The organism is Mycobacterium neumannii (genome assembly GCF_002245615.1).
Classification (GTDB): Bacteria; Actinomycetota; Actinomycetes; order Mycobacteriales; family Mycobacteriaceae; genus Mycobacterium; species Mycobacterium neumannii_A.
On record NZ_NKCO01000001.1, the window covers coordinates 34,999 to 50,041 of the forward strand.

The 15,043-nt window shown below is 67.4% G+C and carries 19 protein-coding genes and 1 pseudogene; 8 read left to right on the forward strand and 12 right to left on the reverse strand.

Going from position 1 to position 15,043, the window contains the following annotated elements; translation table 11 throughout:
* Positions 1-113 precede the first annotated feature (113 nt).
* The 3 genes and pseudogenes from CEX88_RS00160 to CEX88_RS00170 form a co-directional block, all read right to left on the reverse strand.
* Positions 114-638, reverse strand: a pseudogene (locus CEX88_RS00160) (shikimate kinase); the annotation flags it as partial.
* The gene (gene aroC / locus CEX88_RS00165; protein ID WP_066841514.1) at positions 638-1,849 is read right to left on the reverse strand and encodes a chorismate synthase; all 1,212 of its coding nucleotides are present in this window, start codon (positions 1,847-1,849) and stop codon (positions 638-640) included. The gene aroC and the pseudogene CEX88_RS00160, both read right to left, overlap by 1 nt.
* Before the next feature lie 37 nt (positions 1,850-1,886).
* Positions 1,887-2,495: a TetR/AcrR family transcriptional regulator gene (locus tag CEX88_RS00170; protein ID WP_094291986.1), complete on the reverse strand. Its 609-nt coding sequence runs from the start codon at positions 2,493-2,495 to the stop codon at positions 1,887-1,889.
* A 96-nt stretch (positions 2,496-2,591) separates the two neighbouring features.
* Between CEX88_RS00170 and CEX88_RS00175 the strand changes: the two genes are divergently transcribed.
* Positions 2,592-3,365: an alpha/beta hydrolase gene (locus CEX88_RS00175; RefSeq protein ID WP_094291987.1), complete on the forward strand. Its 774-nt coding sequence runs from the start codon at positions 2,592-2,594 to the stop codon at positions 3,363-3,365.
* A gap of 221 nt (positions 3,366-3,586) precedes the next feature.
* On the opposite strand, the gene CEX88_RS00180 is transcribed toward CEX88_RS00175, so the two are convergent.
* On the reverse strand, positions 3,587-4,078 hold the full coding sequence (locus tag CEX88_RS00180) for a DUF3237 domain-containing protein (RefSeq protein WP_094291988.1): 492 nt from the start codon (positions 4,076-4,078) through the stop codon (positions 3,587-3,589).
* Positions 4,075-4,461 (reverse strand): nuclear transport factor 2 family protein, encoded by a 387-nt coding sequence (locus tag CEX88_RS00185; protein ID WP_094291989.1) that lies wholly within the window; start codon positions 4,459-4,461, stop codon positions 4,075-4,077. The genes CEX88_RS00180 and CEX88_RS00185 overlap by 4 nt, the downstream gene beginning before the upstream one ends.
* A 102-nt stretch (positions 4,462-4,563) precedes the next feature.
* On the opposite strand from CEX88_RS00185, the gene CEX88_RS00190 reads away from it, so the two are divergent.
* From CEX88_RS00190 to CEX88_RS00210, 5 genes are read left to right on the forward strand one after another with little or no spacing between them, the layout of a single operon-like run.
* Positions 4,564-5,106 (forward strand): DUF1097 domain-containing protein, encoded by a 543-nt coding sequence (locus CEX88_RS00190; protein ID WP_066841311.1) that lies wholly within the window; start codon positions 4,564-4,566, stop codon positions 5,104-5,106.
* Complete coding sequence (gene nthB / locus CEX88_RS00195) at positions 5,106-5,840, forward strand: nitrile hydratase subunit beta (RefSeq protein ID WP_094291990.1); 735 nt, start codon at positions 5,106-5,108, stop codon at positions 5,838-5,840. Before CEX88_RS00190 ends, nthB begins: the two co-directional genes overlap by 1 nt.
* On the forward strand, positions 5,840-6,460 hold the full coding sequence (gene nthA, locus CEX88_RS00200; RefSeq protein ID WP_066841313.1) for a nitrile hydratase subunit alpha: 621 nt from the start codon (positions 5,840-5,842) through the stop codon (positions 6,458-6,460). The genes nthB and nthA overlap by 1 nt, the downstream gene beginning before the upstream one ends.
* The gene (locus CEX88_RS00205) at positions 6,457-6,747 is read left to right on the forward strand and encodes a nitrile hydratase accessory protein (RefSeq protein ID WP_094291991.1); all 291 of its coding nucleotides are present in this window, start codon (positions 6,457-6,459) and stop codon (positions 6,745-6,747) included. Before nthA ends, CEX88_RS00205 begins: the two co-directional genes overlap by 4 nt.
* The gene (locus tag CEX88_RS00210) at positions 6,740-6,940 is read left to right on the forward strand and encodes a CbtB domain-containing protein (protein WP_094291992.1); all 201 of its coding nucleotides are present in this window, start codon (positions 6,740-6,742) and stop codon (positions 6,938-6,940) included. Before CEX88_RS00205 ends, CEX88_RS00210 begins: the two co-directional genes overlap by 8 nt.
* Here the strand turns inward: CEX88_RS00210 and CEX88_RS00215 are convergent.
* From CEX88_RS00215 to CEX88_RS00240, 6 genes are all read right to left on the reverse strand, one after another.
* Positions 6,937-7,368, reverse strand: a complete 432-nt coding sequence (locus CEX88_RS00215) for a prepilin peptidase (protein ID WP_094291993.1) — start codon at positions 7,366-7,368, stop codon at positions 6,937-6,939. The two genes, CEX88_RS00210 and CEX88_RS00215, sit on opposite strands and share 4 nt — an antisense overlap.
* 123 nt (positions 7,369-7,491) lie before the next feature.
* Positions 7,492-8,292: a shikimate dehydrogenase gene (locus tag CEX88_RS00220; protein ID WP_094291994.1), complete on the reverse strand. Its 801-nt coding sequence runs from the start codon at positions 8,290-8,292 to the stop codon at positions 7,492-7,494.
* Positions 8,289-9,530 (reverse strand): endolytic transglycosylase MltG, encoded by a 1,242-nt coding sequence (locus CEX88_RS00225; RefSeq protein ID WP_066841318.1) that lies wholly within the window; start codon positions 9,528-9,530, stop codon positions 8,289-8,291. Before CEX88_RS00225 ends, CEX88_RS00220 begins: the two co-directional genes overlap by 4 nt.
* Positions 9,523-10,104 carry a Holliday junction resolvase RuvX gene (gene ruvX, locus CEX88_RS00230; protein WP_094291995.1) on the reverse strand — a complete coding sequence of 194 codons (582 nt, stop codon included), beginning with the start codon at positions 10,102-10,104 and terminating at the stop codon, positions 9,523-9,525. Before ruvX ends, CEX88_RS00225 begins: the two co-directional genes overlap by 8 nt.
* A gap of 4 nt (positions 10,105-10,108) precedes the next feature.
* The gene (alaS, locus tag CEX88_RS00235) at positions 10,109-12,811 is read right to left on the reverse strand and encodes an alanine--tRNA ligase (protein WP_094291996.1); all 2,703 of its coding nucleotides are present in this window, start codon (positions 12,809-12,811) and stop codon (positions 10,109-10,111) included.
* 147 nt (positions 12,812-12,958) lie between these two features.
* A complete protein-coding gene (locus CEX88_RS00240) occupies positions 12,959-13,360 on the reverse strand; it encodes a secondary thiamine-phosphate synthase enzyme YjbQ (protein ID WP_318284580.1) in 402 nt (133 codons plus the stop codon).
* Between the two features lie 119 nt (positions 13,361-13,479).
* Between CEX88_RS00240 and CEX88_RS00245 the strand changes: the two genes are divergently transcribed.
* Together CEX88_RS00245 and CEX88_RS00250 are read left to right on the forward strand one after the other, a co-directional pair.
* The gene (locus CEX88_RS00245) at positions 13,480-14,100 is read left to right on the forward strand and encodes a hypothetical protein (RefSeq protein ID WP_094291997.1); all 621 of its coding nucleotides are present in this window, start codon (positions 13,480-13,482) and stop codon (positions 14,098-14,100) included.
* 79 nt (positions 14,101-14,179) lie between these two features.
* Positions 14,180-14,488 (forward strand): GlsB/YeaQ/YmgE family stress response membrane protein, encoded by a 309-nt coding sequence (locus tag CEX88_RS00250; RefSeq protein WP_064395413.1) that lies wholly within the window; start codon positions 14,180-14,182, stop codon positions 14,486-14,488.
* A 66-nt stretch (positions 14,489-14,554) separates the two neighbouring features.
* Here CEX88_RS00250 and CEX88_RS00255 read toward each other — a convergent pair whose 3' ends face one another.
* Positions 14,555-15,028 carry an SRPBCC family protein gene (locus CEX88_RS00255; protein WP_066841323.1) on the reverse strand — a complete coding sequence of 158 codons (474 nt, stop codon included), beginning with the start codon at positions 15,026-15,028 and terminating at the stop codon, positions 14,555-14,557.
* Positions 15,029-15,043 lie beyond the last annotated feature (15 nt).

Here is a 15,043-nt window from a genome sequence, read left to right on the forward strand (position 1 = left end):
TTGGCCTTCGGATTGCGGGCGGCGACCGCCGCCGGGGACGGCGGGGCCTCGGTACTGGGTTCGGCGGTCAGCTGCGACGGGCCCCTGCGCCACGGCGAGCGGCGTTTGCGTCGCGAGGAGTGGGTGGTCTCGGGGTTCTGGAGGCGGGCCACGATGTAGCGCACCACGGCGCCGGGGTTGCGCCGGTTGGTGTTGACCCGAAGCGTCGCCACCTCGCGATACAGCGGAACCCGTTCGGACATCAGCGTTTTGAACTTCTCGCTGCGGTCACCGCCTTCGAGCAGTGGACGCACGGTGCTTCCGCCGGTCCGGCGAACCCCCTCTGCGGCGCTGATCTCCAGATAGATGACCGTATGACCGGCCAGAGCCTCGCGCACGCCGGGTGTGGTCACCGCGCCGCCGCCCAGCGACAGCACACCATCGTGGGTCTGCAGTGCCGAGCGAATGACCTCTTCCTCGATCCGGCGGAACTCCTGCTCGCCGTCGGTCGCGAAGATGTCGGCGATCGTGCGGCCCGTGGTCTCCTCGATCGCGGCGTCGGTGTCGAGCATTGAAAGGTCGAGCGCCTTGGCCAGCCGCCGCCCGATGGTGGACTTACCCGAGCCGGGCAATCCGACCAGCACTGCTCGGGGCGCCATCAGCCCGAAGCCTGGACCCGTTGCGGAGAGGGCTCACGTTCGGCCACCCAGCGCAGGTAGTTGTCGATGTTGGCGCGCGTCTCGGTCAACGAGTCACCGCCGAACTTCTGCAGCGCCGCGCGCGCCAGGACCAGCGCCACCATGGTCTCGACGACCACGCCCGCGGCGGGCACCGCGCACACGTCGGAGCGCTGGTGGATCGCGACGGCCTCTTCACCGGTGGCCATGTCGACGGTGGCCAGGGCGCGCGGCACCGTGGAGATCGGCTTCATCGCGGCGCGCACCCGCAGCGGCTGGCCGTTGGTCATGCCGCCTTCCAGCCCGCCCGCGCGGTTGGTCGAGCGCATGACACCGTCCGGACCGGGATACATCTCGTCGTGGGCGGCGCTGCCGCGGCGGCGCGCGGTCGTGAAGCCGTCGCCGATTTCGACGCCCTTGATCGCCTGGATGCCCATCACGGCGGCGGCGAGTTGGCTGTCCAGCCGGTTGTCGCCGCTGGTGAATGAGCCCAGCCCGACCGGAAGGCCGTTGGCCACCACCTCGACGACGCCGCCCAGCGTGTCGCCGTCCTTCTTGGCCGCCTCGATCTCGTCGATCATCGACTTCTCGGCGTCCTTGTCGTACGCGCGCACCGGGCTGGCGTCGATCGCCGCGAGGTCGGCGGCTTGGGGCGGCGGGCCGTCGTAGGGGTCCGACGCCCCGATCGAGATGACATGGGACACCACCTCGACGCCGAGGGCCTCCTTGAGGAATGCGCGGGCGATGGTGCCCGCAGCGACGCGGGCCGCGGTCTCGCGCGCGCTGGCACGCTCCAGCACCGGGCGGGCGTCGTCGAAGCCGTACTTGAGCATGCCCGCGTAGTCGGCGTGCCCGGGCCGGGGCCGCGTCAACGGCGCGTTGCGTGCGCTCTCGGCCAGCTCGGCGGGGTCGACCGGATCCGGGGCCATCACCGTCTCCCACTTCGGCCACTCGGTGTTGCCGATCTCGACCGCGATCGGGCCGCCAAGCGTGACGCCGTGTCGAACCCCCGCCAGCATCGTGACCTGGTCCTGCTCGAACTTCATCCGGGCGCCGCGGCCGTACCCGAGACGTCGACGCGCCAGTTGTCCAGCGATGTCGTCGGAGGTGACGTGCACGCCCGCGACCATGCCTTCGACCACGGCCACCAGGGCGCGGCCGTGTGATTCACCAGCAGTGGTCCATCGCAACACGCGTCCCATCTTCCCACGTCGGCCGTCTGACCCCGAATCAGGCGATGACCAGGCCGTCGAGGACGCGGGCGAGTTCGGCCGCGACCTGACGGTGCGCGGCCTTCTGATCGGTCGAGCGCGCGACGATCATGGCCGCCTCGCAGATGGCTCCGAACAGGAAGTGCGCCAGCGGCCCGGGCGTGCGCTTGGCGATCCGCCCCGCGTCGACCGCACGAGCGATGGCCGCCTCCATCATGTCGAGCAGCGGGGTCTCCAGGCGCCGCATCTGCTCCCAGCCCAGCGCGGTGAACGCGTCGAGCAGCACGATCCGTTGCACCCCCGGGTCGAGGCATTCGTCGAGGAACGCCCGGCAGCCTGCCCCGAACGCGTCCCACGGATCCTTCTTCCGTGCGTACGCACGCTGATAGGTCTCGGCCAGTGGCACCGCCATCCGCTCGACCTCGCGCGTGAAGACCGCCTCGAACAGCCCGCGCTTGCCGTCGAAGTGGTGGTAGACGGCACCCTTGGTCACCCGCGCCCGGGCCGCGACGGCGTCGAGCGAGGTGGTCTCGTATCCGTTCTCGGCGAACAACGCGCGCGCCGCGTCGATGAGCGCGGCGGTGGTCGCCTCGGTGCGTTCGGCCTGGGTGAGTCGCGTTGCGGGCATACCTCGAGTATGCAAGTGTCGTGCGGTCGTGGGTGCGAGCTTCCATGACCTCCGAGGTAATCGACTCGGCGAACCCCGTCCGCGAGAATCAGTGCGATGACGCCCGAGAAGCCGCCGATCCTGTTCCTACACTCGATTTTCGGAACTCCCGAGCTGTACAAGCCGTGGCTGGAGTTCTTCCGCGCCACGGGGTACGAGTGTCGTGCCGCGACAATGCCCGGCCGCAACCCGACGGATCGGGAGGTGTTGTCGGCGAGCGGGGTGGCGGAGTTCTTCGAGGCGGCACTGGCAGCGTACGACAGCCTGGACGCCCCGGCGGTGGTGGTCGGCCACAGTATCGGCGGGCTATTGGGCCAGAAACTGGCCGCAGTGCGCGACGTGCGCGCGCTGGTGCTACTGGCGTCGATTCCGGCCGGGGTTTTGTGGCCGCAGCTGCGGTCTTTGCCGCACCTGGTGCCGATCCTGCCGGCGGTGCTGGCAGGCCGGCCGGTGCTGCCGAATGCGCGCACGATGCGGGCGGTCCCGTTGAGCACGCTGCCGACGGCCGAGCAGGATGAGCTGGTACCGAAGCTGGTGCCCGACTCGGGCAAGGCGTTTCGCGCGTTGACGTTGGGCACGCCGTCGGTGCGGGCGAACAGGCGTTCGGTGAGGTGTCCCGTGCTCGTGGTCAGCGGCGGTTCGGATCGCAATGTCGCGCCGTGGATTTCGCGACGGATCGCAAAGCGGTACGGCGCCGAGCATCAAATGCATCCGGACATGCCGCACTGGATCGTCGCGGAGTCGGGTCTGCAGCAGGTAGCGCCGCCGGTGCTTCAGTGGCTGGAGCGAGTGCTCGCGAGCGGCCACGAATGCGAGCTCGCCGCCGAGTAATCGTGCTCGCTCCGCGGGCCTTGCCGGGCCAGTCCCGGGCATGTCAGAGCGGAGCTGTATCCATCTCGTCTGAATCAGTTGCAGCTCAGCAATTCCACTGTGGCTCGAACAACCCACCCTCTTCGGGAGTGTGCGGTTTGTCGTTGGCGGCCAGCCAGTCTTGGCGGTGGCGTTCTTTCAGCTTCGAATTCAGCGCGTTCGCGGCGTTCTGCCTCTTCAGTTCAGAGCACTTGATAAATGCGGTAGTCGACGTGGTCGGGCGAGAGGATGTTGTAGCCCACCGCGACGATTCCGCCGAGCCATGCATACCGTTCGTCGGCGGTGGCGAATCTCGGCGTGGTCCGCACGTAGGTCTCGTCGAAACCGAGTACCTCCCCGCGCGCCAGCCGGTCGAGGCCGTCGGCGGGAACGTTGACGATGCCCGCGCTCTCGAAGTGGATGAGCACGCCGTCGTGCGTGCGCAAGGTCGCGCGGACGTCGACCCTGCCGCATCCGTCGTCACCGACGAGCAGCCAGTCACCACCCCCGGGTAGTACCTCGCCGCGCAGCCGCGGCCCGTTCACGCCCCCGCCTTTGGTGACGAACGTCAGCCGCATGCCGGTTGCGGTCGGAACCGGTTGTGCCGGAAGCAGATCAACGCTGACGTCGAAGAGGTGCTCCACGGGCAGCGCGTCGATGAGTGGCAGTTGGTCGATCGCTGCTGCCGCAGTCACGAACGGCCTCCGCTCATCGACGCGACCATCTGCGCGGAGTCGATGAACGAGTCCTTGCGGGCGACCAGTCCGTCGGGTGAGACGACGACAACGTCGAGGCAGTCGAATCGCACGTCACCGGAGATCAACACCCAGTCGAGCACCCAGTGGGCACTGCCGTAGAGGACGCGGTTGACCTCGAAGGCGAAGTCGGGGAATTGCCGGAAGACACCGGCGAACGCCTCCCGCGCGGCGTCGCGGCCGACCGCGGGCTCGATGTCCACATGGGTCCAGAAACGGGTGTCCGCGGTGTGCAGGTCGGCGATCGCGTCGGGGTCGCGATCGGCCCATGCGGCGAAATACCGCTCCGAGATGGCTTTCAGGTCAAGGTCGACATTCTGCATACTCACAGTATGTATTAACATACTCTGAGTATGCAACTGCAGTTGTTCTGAATCCAACACAGTCGTTACGCGGGCGAAACACCGCGACCGCACAGTTCTTCCATGGATTCAAGATCGGCATTGACGGTGAGCATCGGTGTGCTCGGCGGACTCGCGGTGGCCTTGACCGCGGAAGTGATCACGGTCCCGATCTGGGTGGTCTTCCTGACGTGGGCCTCCTTCTTCTTCGTCGGTGGCGGAATCGGCGGATGGGTGCGGTCGCTGGCGAGCAATCTGGCCGGCGTCCTGATCGCGGCGGCGAGCCTGTATGCGGGCCACCTGCTGGGCGGCAGCCTGTTGGCGGTCGCGGTGGCCGTCGGGATCGGCAGCGCGGTGATGGTGCAGGCGTCCTGGCTACCGCTGCTCTCGACGACGCCCGCGGTGGTGGTGGGTTTCGCGAGCACGGTGTCCACGGTGGCCGGGACGGGCAACGCGATCACCGTGACGTCGATATCGCATCCGGGCCTGGTCGCCGCGATGGCGTGTGTGCTCGGGGCCTCGTTCGGTTTGTTGAGCGAGTACGTCGCGAAGGTGTTGACCCGCGAGCCCGAAACGCACCACGCGAGTCCGGAAATTGCACCGACGACGGAAGGCAGCCCCGCGTAATGAAGCTGCAGCACTACCTCGGCGGCCTGGAGGGGCTGCCGGCACCGCTCAACCTCGAGAAGCGAGTCTTCGTCGAAGAGTGGGAGAAGCGGATCTTTGGTATCCACGTCGCGATGATGGGGTTGTCGAACCACCTCGGTTCGTCGCTTCCGCGGTATCCGATCGACGAGGTGCCGACCGCGTTCAAGGACGAGTGGACGTGGGCCGACCTGCGCACCGGCGCCGAAGCGATGAACCCGTTCGACTACTTCAAGTTCCGCTACTACGAGAAGTGGCTGGGCGGCATCACGCAGTTCTTCATCGATAAGGGCTACGTGACCGAAGACGAATTGGCCGCGCGTAAAGAGGAATTGGCCGCCGAAGCCGCGCCTGCCGTCGGCGATCCGGTACCGGCGATCGACGACCAGGTCGTCGACTACCTACGTCGGGGCGACAGTCCCCGCCGCGACGTCGCTCACCCGAAGTTCGCCGTCGGCGACTCCGTGCGCATCACCAACTTCCCCGCTGCCGCCCACACCCGCCTGCCCGGCTATCTGCGTGGCCGCGTGGGCACCGTGGAGCGGATCTTCGAGGGCGACTACGCGTACTTCACCCACACCGGCGACGGCATCGGTGACCCGATGCCGATCTACATCGTCGCGTTCGACCCGCAGGATCTGTTCGGTGAGCGCGCCGAGAACGGTCCGCTGACCATCTACGCCGAGCTGTTCGAGGCCTACCTGGAAGGAGCGTGATGAGCGACCAGTTCTACTACCCGGAGGATCGCGAGCTGTCCAGCGCCGCCAAAGTCGCTGCGCTGGAATCTCTTCTGATCGAGAAGGGCGTGATCACAAACCAAACCGTGGACAAGGTGTTGTCGTACTTCGAATCAGAGATGACACCGCTGAACGGACGCAAGATCGTCGTGAAGGCATGGACCGACCCGGATTTCGCGGCTCGCGTCGTGGTCGACACCCCTGCGGCCATCGCCGAACTCGAGCTGCCCGAGGGTATGGCCGGCGCCGAGGGTGAGCATCTGCAGGCCGTCGCCAACTCCCCCGGTGTGCACAATCTGGTCATCTGCACGCTGTGTTCGTGCTTCCCCTGGCCCGTGCTGGGTCTGCCGCCGTACTGGTACAAGGACCCGGTGTTCCGTGCTCGCGCAGCGCGCGAACCACGCAAGGTGCTCGCCGAGATCGGTGTCGAACTGCCCGAGGACACCGAGATCAAGGTCTGGGACAGCAGCGGACACTCACGGTGGTTCGTCATTCCCGAACGCCCGTCCGGCACAGAACAATTCACTGACGAGGAGCTGATGGAACTGGTCACCACCGAATCGATGATGGGCGTGGCCCTGGCGGGGCCGGTCTCATGAACCTGCACGAGACCTGCACCACCGACCAGGCGGCCCCGCAGTTCGACCACGACTGGCAGCGGCGGGCGTTCGGTCTGGCACTGGCCCTGTCGGAATTCCGCCACTTCGATTGGAGTGACTTCCAGCAGAGCTTGATCGAGACGATCGGGCGGTGGGAGGAGACCCCGGAAACCGACCGCGGCCACTGGCAGTATTACGACCACTGGGTCAGCGCCCTGGAGAAGGTGATTCACGACCACCATCTGCTGACCGCGCCCGCCCGGATGACCGGAGACAGCCATGACTGAGGCGACCGCCACCCGCATCGACGTCAGCGGACTGGCCGCCACCGCGTGGTTGTCCGGTACGGCGTTCCTGGCATTGATGGTGCTGTACCTCGTCGGGCTCGACCAGGGCGCGACGTCGGTCTTCGGCTCCGACACCCACATCCACGAGTTCGTGCACGACGCCCGCCATCTGCTCGGGTTCCCCTGCCACTAGGACACCGCGAGCCCTGTCGCCGTCGCCGCGGCCAGACACATCGACAGGCCGTGTGGGACAGTGCTTTCCCTGCGGCATATCACGGCGACAACGGCCCACGTCGCCGTCACCAGCGGTGCGGTAAGCGCGGACAGGGCCCACACGTCGACGCCGAATGAACCGGTCAGGGCTCCGAGACCGATAGCGAGTTTGACGTCGCCGGCGCCCATCGCCGTGGGCGCGAGCAGGTGCACCGTCACGTACACGAGAAACAGCGCCGAGGCGCCGATCAGGGCCGCACCACCGCGCCCCGCCGCGGACGCGGCCGCAGCGATCACCAGCGCACCCGGCAGGGTCAGCCAGTTGGGCAGCCGACGCGCCGTGACGTCGAACACGCTCAGCGCCACCAGCCACGCCAGCACGGCGGCGCAGGCCACCACTTCCCCCATCTACGAAAGGCTAACGCCCGCCCGGAGCACGCTTGGTCACCGATTTCTGCGCCAGGGCTGTGAATTCGCCCCGGATCACGACCCTGGCGCAGAACTGGGCGCCAGGATCGCCGGCACACCGGGTTAGTCGAGCGCCGCGGCCATCGCCTCTTTCGGCGCCGGCATCCCGGTGAAGAGTTCGACCTGCGCGAACGCCTGGTGCAACAGCATCTGCAGGCCGCTGATCACCTGTCCACCGGCGTTCTGCACCGCGGTGGCCAGCGGGGTCGGCCAGGGATCGTAGATCGCATCGAGCAGCAGCGGGACGACGGCCAGTGCGGGGGTATACGCCGCGGCGACGTCCGCCGGAATTGTGTTGATCATCAGATCCGCGTCGGCCGCCGCCGCTGCCAGGCCGCTTCCGTCGATGTCGGCCCATCGCGCCTCGGCGCCGACCCGCGTCGCCAGATCCACCAGCGGACCGGCCTTGTCCGGATTACGCGCGATCACGGTGATCCGGGCGACGCCGCGTTCCGCGAGCGCGACGATGGCCGCGGGAGCCGTGCCGCCTGACCCGATGACCACACCGTGTTGGGCGGGCGCCTCGCCGAGGGCGCCGCTCACCCCGTCGATGTCGGTGTTGTCGGCCCGCCAACCAATATCGGTGCGCACCAGCGTGTTAGCTGACCCGACCAGTTCTGCGCGCGCCGTGCGCTCGTCGGCGACCTCCAGCGCGGCGAACTTACCGGGCATGGTGACCGACAAGCCGACCCACTCCGGTCCGAGCCCACCCACCAGGTTCGGCAGCTGTTCGGCCGTGCACTCGATGCGCTCATAGGTCCAGTCGGGCAGACCCAGCGCCCGGTACGCCGCGAGATGCAACTGCGGGGAACGCGAATGCGCGATCGGCGAACCGAGCACCGCCGCCTTACGCCCCGCGCTCACCGCGCGGAGTCGAGCACACCGTTGCGCTTGGCGAGCTCGATGTTCGCGAGGTGTTGCGGGTAGTCCCGGGTGAACAACGTCGTGCCCTGCATGTCGATGGTGACGAAGTACAGCCAGTCCCCTGGCGCAGGGTTCTCCGCAGCGGTCAACGCCGCGGTGCTCGGCGAACAAATCGGTGTCGCCGGAAGGCCGGGGCGCACATAGGTGTTCCAGTCGTTGCGCTGGGCGCGGTCGGCGTCGGTGGTGGCCACCTCGATGCGGTCGAGCGGATAGTTCACCGTCGAGTCGAACTCGAGCGTGCGGTTCTCCGCCAGCCGGTTGTAGATGACGCGCGCCACCTTCGCAAAGTCCTCCGGTGTCGACTCCCGCTGCACCAGGGAGCCGACGATCAGGATCTCGTAGGGCGACATGTCCATGGCCGCGGCCGTTTCGAGCAGTCCACCGTTGGCGTATTGGGTTGCGCTGGTGGAGATCAGATTGGTCAAGATCTCTTGCGGCTGTGCCGACGGGTCGATGTTCCACGTCCCCGCGGCAATCAGCCCCTCGAGGCGGCGATGGTCGTCACCCATCGCCCGGACGGGGCCGACGGCCCAGTCGGCCACACCGAGCGACGCCGGCGCCGCCGTCGCGGCCACGTTCTTCAGCGCGTCGGCGGACACACAGTGGCGCTCACCGTCGAGGTCGACACACGTCGCTCGCGAAATCAGGGTGAGGATGCCCTCGGTGACCGCGTTGGTCTTGACATCACGCACATCGTCGAGCTGGCGCCCTTCGGGAATCGTCAGCTTGCCGACCCGGTTCTTCGGATCCGAAAGCCGCGCAACGGCGTTAGCGGCCGGAATCTCGGTCCGCATCTTGTAGAAGCCCGGTTGGATCGCCGATATCGCTTCGTTGCCTTCTGCGGCGTCGACGAACACGCTGGCGGTCGCGACGATCTTGTGCTCCTGCAACGTCTTGCCGATCGCGGTCGTCGAGTCGCCGTCGTGCACCTGGATCACGACGTCAGCGACACCGTCGCCGCTGAAGTCGTTACCGCCGAACAGTGAGTGCCACAACTTCGAACCCAGGAACACCGCACCGATGACGACCACGATCAGCAGGCCGACGGCCAGGCCACTTGCCAAGCGGCGCTTGCGCCGGCTGCGCGCCGCGCGGATCCGCTCCGCGCGGGTCATCCGGCGCCGCGGCGGACCCACCGCAACAGGTTCGGCCCGCTCGGCGCCCCAATGGTTAGTCATCCCCGACCTCTCCATGCGCGGCAACGTGCTCATCCGCTCCTTGCGTGCGCGCCGCTTCGCGCCGCTGGTCCAACCAGTTCTGCAGAATGCCCACCGCCGCCGCTTGGTCGATCACCGAGCGCTGCCCTCTGGCGCGGACACCGGCATCCCGCAGCGAGCGTTGCGCCACCACCGTAGTAAGTCGTTCATCGGCGAGTCGCACCGGTGTCGGCGCGATCCGTGCGGCCAACGCATCGGCCAACGCGACGGCGTCCTGGGCCGAGATCCCCGATCGATCGGCGAGCGTGCGGGGCAACCCCACCACGACCTCCACCACATCGAGGTCCTTGACCAAACCGGTGAGCCTGCGGATGTGCCGGTCGGTGCGGTCGCGACGAACGGTCTCGACAGGCGTGGCCAGGATGCCGTCCGGATCGCTGGCGGCCACGCCGATCCGCACACTGCCGACGTCGATGCCGATCCGGCGGCCGCGCCCCGGATCCGGCGGGTTCAGCAAATGCCCAGGCCGATCCGGTCGACGGTCGCCTGAGTCCCCCCGCGAGTGCGGATCGTCGCCCGTCGGTGTGGAATTCACGCCGCTAGCCTCGGTCGATCTCTGCGCGGAGCGCCGCCAGCGCCGCGTCGATTCCTGCCGCCCCCTTGCCCGAACCCTGTGCCAGATCGGGTTTTCCGCCGCCGCGACCGTAGACGGCCGCACCCAGCGTCTTCACCAGATCGTTGGCACGGAACCCGAGGTCTTGTGCGGCTGGGTTGACCGCAACCACAAACGGCACGCTGTCGTTCTCACCCTCGGCGATCAGCGCGACAACGGCGGGATCGCTGCCGAGCTTGCCGCGGACGTCGCCGACGAGCGTGCGCAGATCACCGGCCGACATCCCACTGGCCATGCGCTGCGCCACGAGACGGACCTTACCGACAAGTTCCGCGCCCGCGGCGGCATTGGCTGCCGCGGCGCGGGCATTGGCCAGACGCAACCGGTCCAGCTCTTTCTCGGCCGCCCGCAACCGCTCGACCAGGTTCGCCACCCGCGCTGGCACCTCGTCGGAGGGCACCTTCAGCGTCGACGCAAGCCCGGCCATCAACGCCCGTTCCTTAGCCAGGTGGCGGAAGGACTCGAGGCCGACGTAGGCCTCCACCCGGCGCACGCCCGACCCGACCGACGACTCACCGAGAAGGGTGACCGGACCGATCTGCGCAGAGTTGTGCACGTGGGTGCCGCCGCACAGCTCCAGCGAGAACGGTCCGCCGATCTCGACCACGCGAACCTGTTCGGGATACTGCTCGCCGAACAACGCTATCGCGCCCATCGCCTTGGCCTTGTCCAACTCGGTGGTGAACGTGTGGACCTCGTGGTCGGCCTCGACCGCCTCGTTGGTCACCTCTTCAATCTGGCTGCGTTGTTCCTCGGAAAGCGGTCCCTGCCAGTTGAAGTCGAACCGCAGATAACCGGGCCTGTTCAACGAGCCCGCCTGAACGGCGTTGGGCCCCAGCACCTGCCGCAGCGCGGCGTGCACCATGTGGGTCCCGGAGTGGCCCTGCGTGGCGCCGTGGCGCCACTTCGGGTCGACCGCGGCGACGACCGTGTCGCCCTCGACGAACTCGCCGGACTCCACACGGACACGATGCGACCACAACGTCTTCGCGATCTTCTGCACGTCGGTGACCGCCGCCTTGGCCGCGGTGGAGGCGCCCGATCCGCTGATCGTGCCCTCGTCGGCGATCTGGCCGCCGGACTCGGCGTAGAAGGGGGTGCGATCGAGGATCAACTCGACGCGGTCCGGCGGCGGGCCTCCTCCGGAACCGCTGTGCGAGACGACCGGCACCCGCTCTCCATCGACGAAGATACCGAGAATCCGTGCCTCGGAAGACAACTCGTCGAATCCGGTGAATTCGGTCGGACCCGCGTCGACGAGATCGCGGTACGCCGACAGATCCGAGTGCGCCTGCTTGCGCGACGCGGCGTCGGCCTTGGCGCGTTGGCGCTGCTCGGCCATCAAACCGCGGAAGCCTTCCTCGTCGACGGACAGGCCGTGTTCGGCCGCCATCTCCAGCGTGAGCTCGATCGGGAACCCGTAGGTGTCGTGCAACGTGAACGCATCGGAGCCGGACAACACCGTGGCCCCCTTGGCCTTTGTGGCGCCGGCCGCCTCGTCGAACAGCCGGGAACCGGAGGCCAGCGTCCGGTTGAACGCGGTCTCCTCGGCCACGGCGATGCGTTGGATGCGGTCGAAGTCGGCGACCAGTTCCGGATACGACGGGCCCATCGCTTCGCGCACGGTGGCCATCAGGTCGGCCATGATCGGTTGTTCGACGCCGAGCAGTTTCGCGGAGCGGATGATCCGGCGCAGCAGGCGGCGCAGCACGTATCCGCGGCCCTCGTTGCCGGGGCTCACACCGTCGCCGATGATGATCGCCGCCGTGCGGCTGTGGTCGGCGATGATGCGGTATCGCACGTCGTCGGTGTGGCTGCCCTGCCCGTAGCCGCGCGGCGCGTGCGCGGCCACCAGGTCGATTGCCGGACGCAGCAGGTCGGTCTCGTAGACGTTGTCCACGCCTTGCAGCAGGCACGCCACCCGCTCGACGCCCATGCCGGTGTCGATGTTCTTGCGCGGCAGCGGCCCGAGGATCTCGAAGTCCTCCTTGGAGGTGCCCTCGCCGCGCTCGTTCTGCATGAAGACGAGGTTCCAGATCTCGATGTAGCGGTCTTCGTTGGCGATCGGGCCGCCCTCGACGCCGTACTCGGGGCCCCGGTCGTAGTAGATCTCCGACGACGGCCCGCACGGCCCCGGGATGCCCATCGACCAGTAGTTGTCGGCCATCCCGCGACGCTGGATGCGCTCGGCCGGCAGCCGTGCCACCTCCTGCCAGAGGGCCATCGCCTCGTCGTCGTCGATGTAGACCGTGGCCCACAAACGCTGCGGGTCGAGCCCGTAACCGCCTTGTTCGACCGGATTGGTGAGCAGCGTCCACGCGAACTCGATGGCGCCCTTCTTGAAGTAGTCGCCGAACGAGAAGTTGCCCGCCATCTGGAAGAAGGTGTTGTGGCGGGTGGTGATGCCCACCTCGTCGATGTCGGGTGTGCGGATGCACTTTTGGATGCTGGTGGCCCGCTTCCACGGCGGGGCCTGCTGACCCAGGAAGTAGGGCACGAACTGGACCATGCCGGCGTTGACGAAGAGCAGATTGGGGTCGTCCAGGATCACCGAGGCGCTCGGCACCTCGGTGTGGCCCGCCTTCACGAAGTGATCGAGGAAACGCGTCCTGATCTCGTGTGTCTGCACGTCTGATACATCCTTGAAGTTTCGCTGATACCTGCGACTATTCGACCGCACTACAGTACCGGTCGCGGTTGTCACGCCGAAAAGACAACGAACGGGCCGCGTCGGCAGTGCCCAGGTCAGACTCGGTCTGGTGTCACCGATGTCACGTCACGCGTCGATGAAGCTCAGCCGGACCTTGCGCTGCGGATTGTCGCGGTTGAGGTCGACGAGCACGATGCTCTGCCAGGTGCCGAGCAACGGCTCGCCGTTCTGCACCGGGATGGTCACCGACGGCGACATCAGCGCGGGCAGCACATGGTCGGCGCCATGTCCCGGCGAGCCGTGGGAGTGCCGGTAGCGATCGTCGCGCGGGAGCAGGTTCTCGAGGGTGTCGACGAGATCGTCGTCAGAACCCGCGCCCGTTTCGATGATCGCCACACCCGCGGTCGCGTGCGGGACGAAGACGCTGCACAACCCGTCGCCGCGGCGGCCGCAGAACGAGCGCACGTCGTCGGTCAGGTCGATGATGCGGCGCTGACCGGTCTCGATGTCGATCACGTCGGTATCCACCTCATCGAGAGTACGAGTCGCGTTTCTATCGTCCATTGAATCGACCTCCTACCAGGAGGAAGCTGAGAGGTGGTCCGGCGGCGCCGCTGGGGCGCTGCCCCGAGCAAAGGAGGTGGGCCGTGTACGCACGCTCTACCACCATCCATGCACGACCTTCGTCGATCGATGACGGCATCGCGTTCATCAGGTCCGAGGTCATGCCCGCGCTGGAAGCGGTCGACGGGTTCGTCGGCTTGTCGTTGTTGGTGGATCGAGAATCCGGCCACTGCATCGCGACCAGCGCATGGGACTCCGAGGACGCGCTGCGGGCGAGCACCGAGCGGGCGGCACCGCTGCGCGATCGCGCCGCCGAGGCCCTCGGCGGTGAGGCGACCGTCGATCAGTGGCAGATCGGCGTCATGCACCGCGATCACCGCTCGGCCGACGGCGCCTGCGTCCGGGCCACCTGGCTGAGGGTGCCTCGCGAACACGTCGCACGCTCGATCGCGTTCTTCAAGACCGAGGTGCTGCCGGCCCTTGAGGAACTGCACGGCTTCTGCAGCGCCAGCTACCTGATAAATCCGGATTCGGGCCGCGCCGTGGCGTCGGCGACGTTCGACAGCCACGAAGCGATGGTGGAGAACCGGGACCAGGCCAGGGAACTGCGTAACACCCGGACGCGCGAATTGGGAGCCGACATCGTCGACGTGGGCGAGTTCGATCTGGCCCTCGCCCACCTCCGCATACCGGAAATGGTCTGATCCCGGTCCGCCGCGCCGATCAGTTTATTGACGTCGGTGTCGGGGTATGTCAGCTGCACCCCGAGACCCTGGAGGAACCATGACCGTCACCGGAGTTATCACCGCGATTCTCATCGGCGCAGTGGTCGGCGTGCTCGCCCGCTTGATCTTGCCCGGCAGGCAGCCCATCGGCATCATCGTGACCGTTCTCGTGGGCATCGTCTCGGCGCTGATCGGCACGTGGCTCGCCAATGCGCTCGGGCTGCCGACCGCAACTGCCGGCGTCGACTGGATCGAATTGCTCTGCCAGGTCGTCGTCGCCGTGATCGGCGTGGCTCTGGTATCGGCGCTCATGGGACGCAGGCGCACCGGCGTGACGGGCGGCCGTCGCGGCGGCGTCCTGCGCTAGCGAAAACCACCCAGGCGATCCCGGCTGCGCCCCCCGGCAGCCGGGATCGCTTCTGCACAGGGTGTCTCACAGCGTCTTCAGTAGTTCGTCGAGCTTCTCGTAGCCCTCGGTCATCCCGCCCTCCATACCGGAGGCCAGGAGCGCGTCGCGGGCCTCGACTGACGGGCAGATCGACCGGCCTCGCAAGCGGCTGCGGCCACCACCGAGGTCCTCGAACCACAAGTACTCGATGTTGACTTGATCCGGTGCCCCGTCGAACTCGAACGTCTGCAGGATGAAGTCGTTCTCCCGGACGGTGTGGAACGTGCCGTTGAAGCTGTATGCGCCGCCCTGGTCCTTATGCACGTAGCGGTATCCGCCGTGGCTTTTGAAGTGCCACTCCTCGATCGACATCTCCAGTCCGCGCGGGCCGAGCCACTGCTTGATCAGATCGGGTTCGGCGTGCGCGCGGAACAGAGCGTCGACGGGAGCGTCGAACTCCCGGGTGAACTCCATGGCCAGTGTGTCCACGGGGGCCGTGATATCGAGTGCGTTCCTCATGTGTCGGTTCTTTCC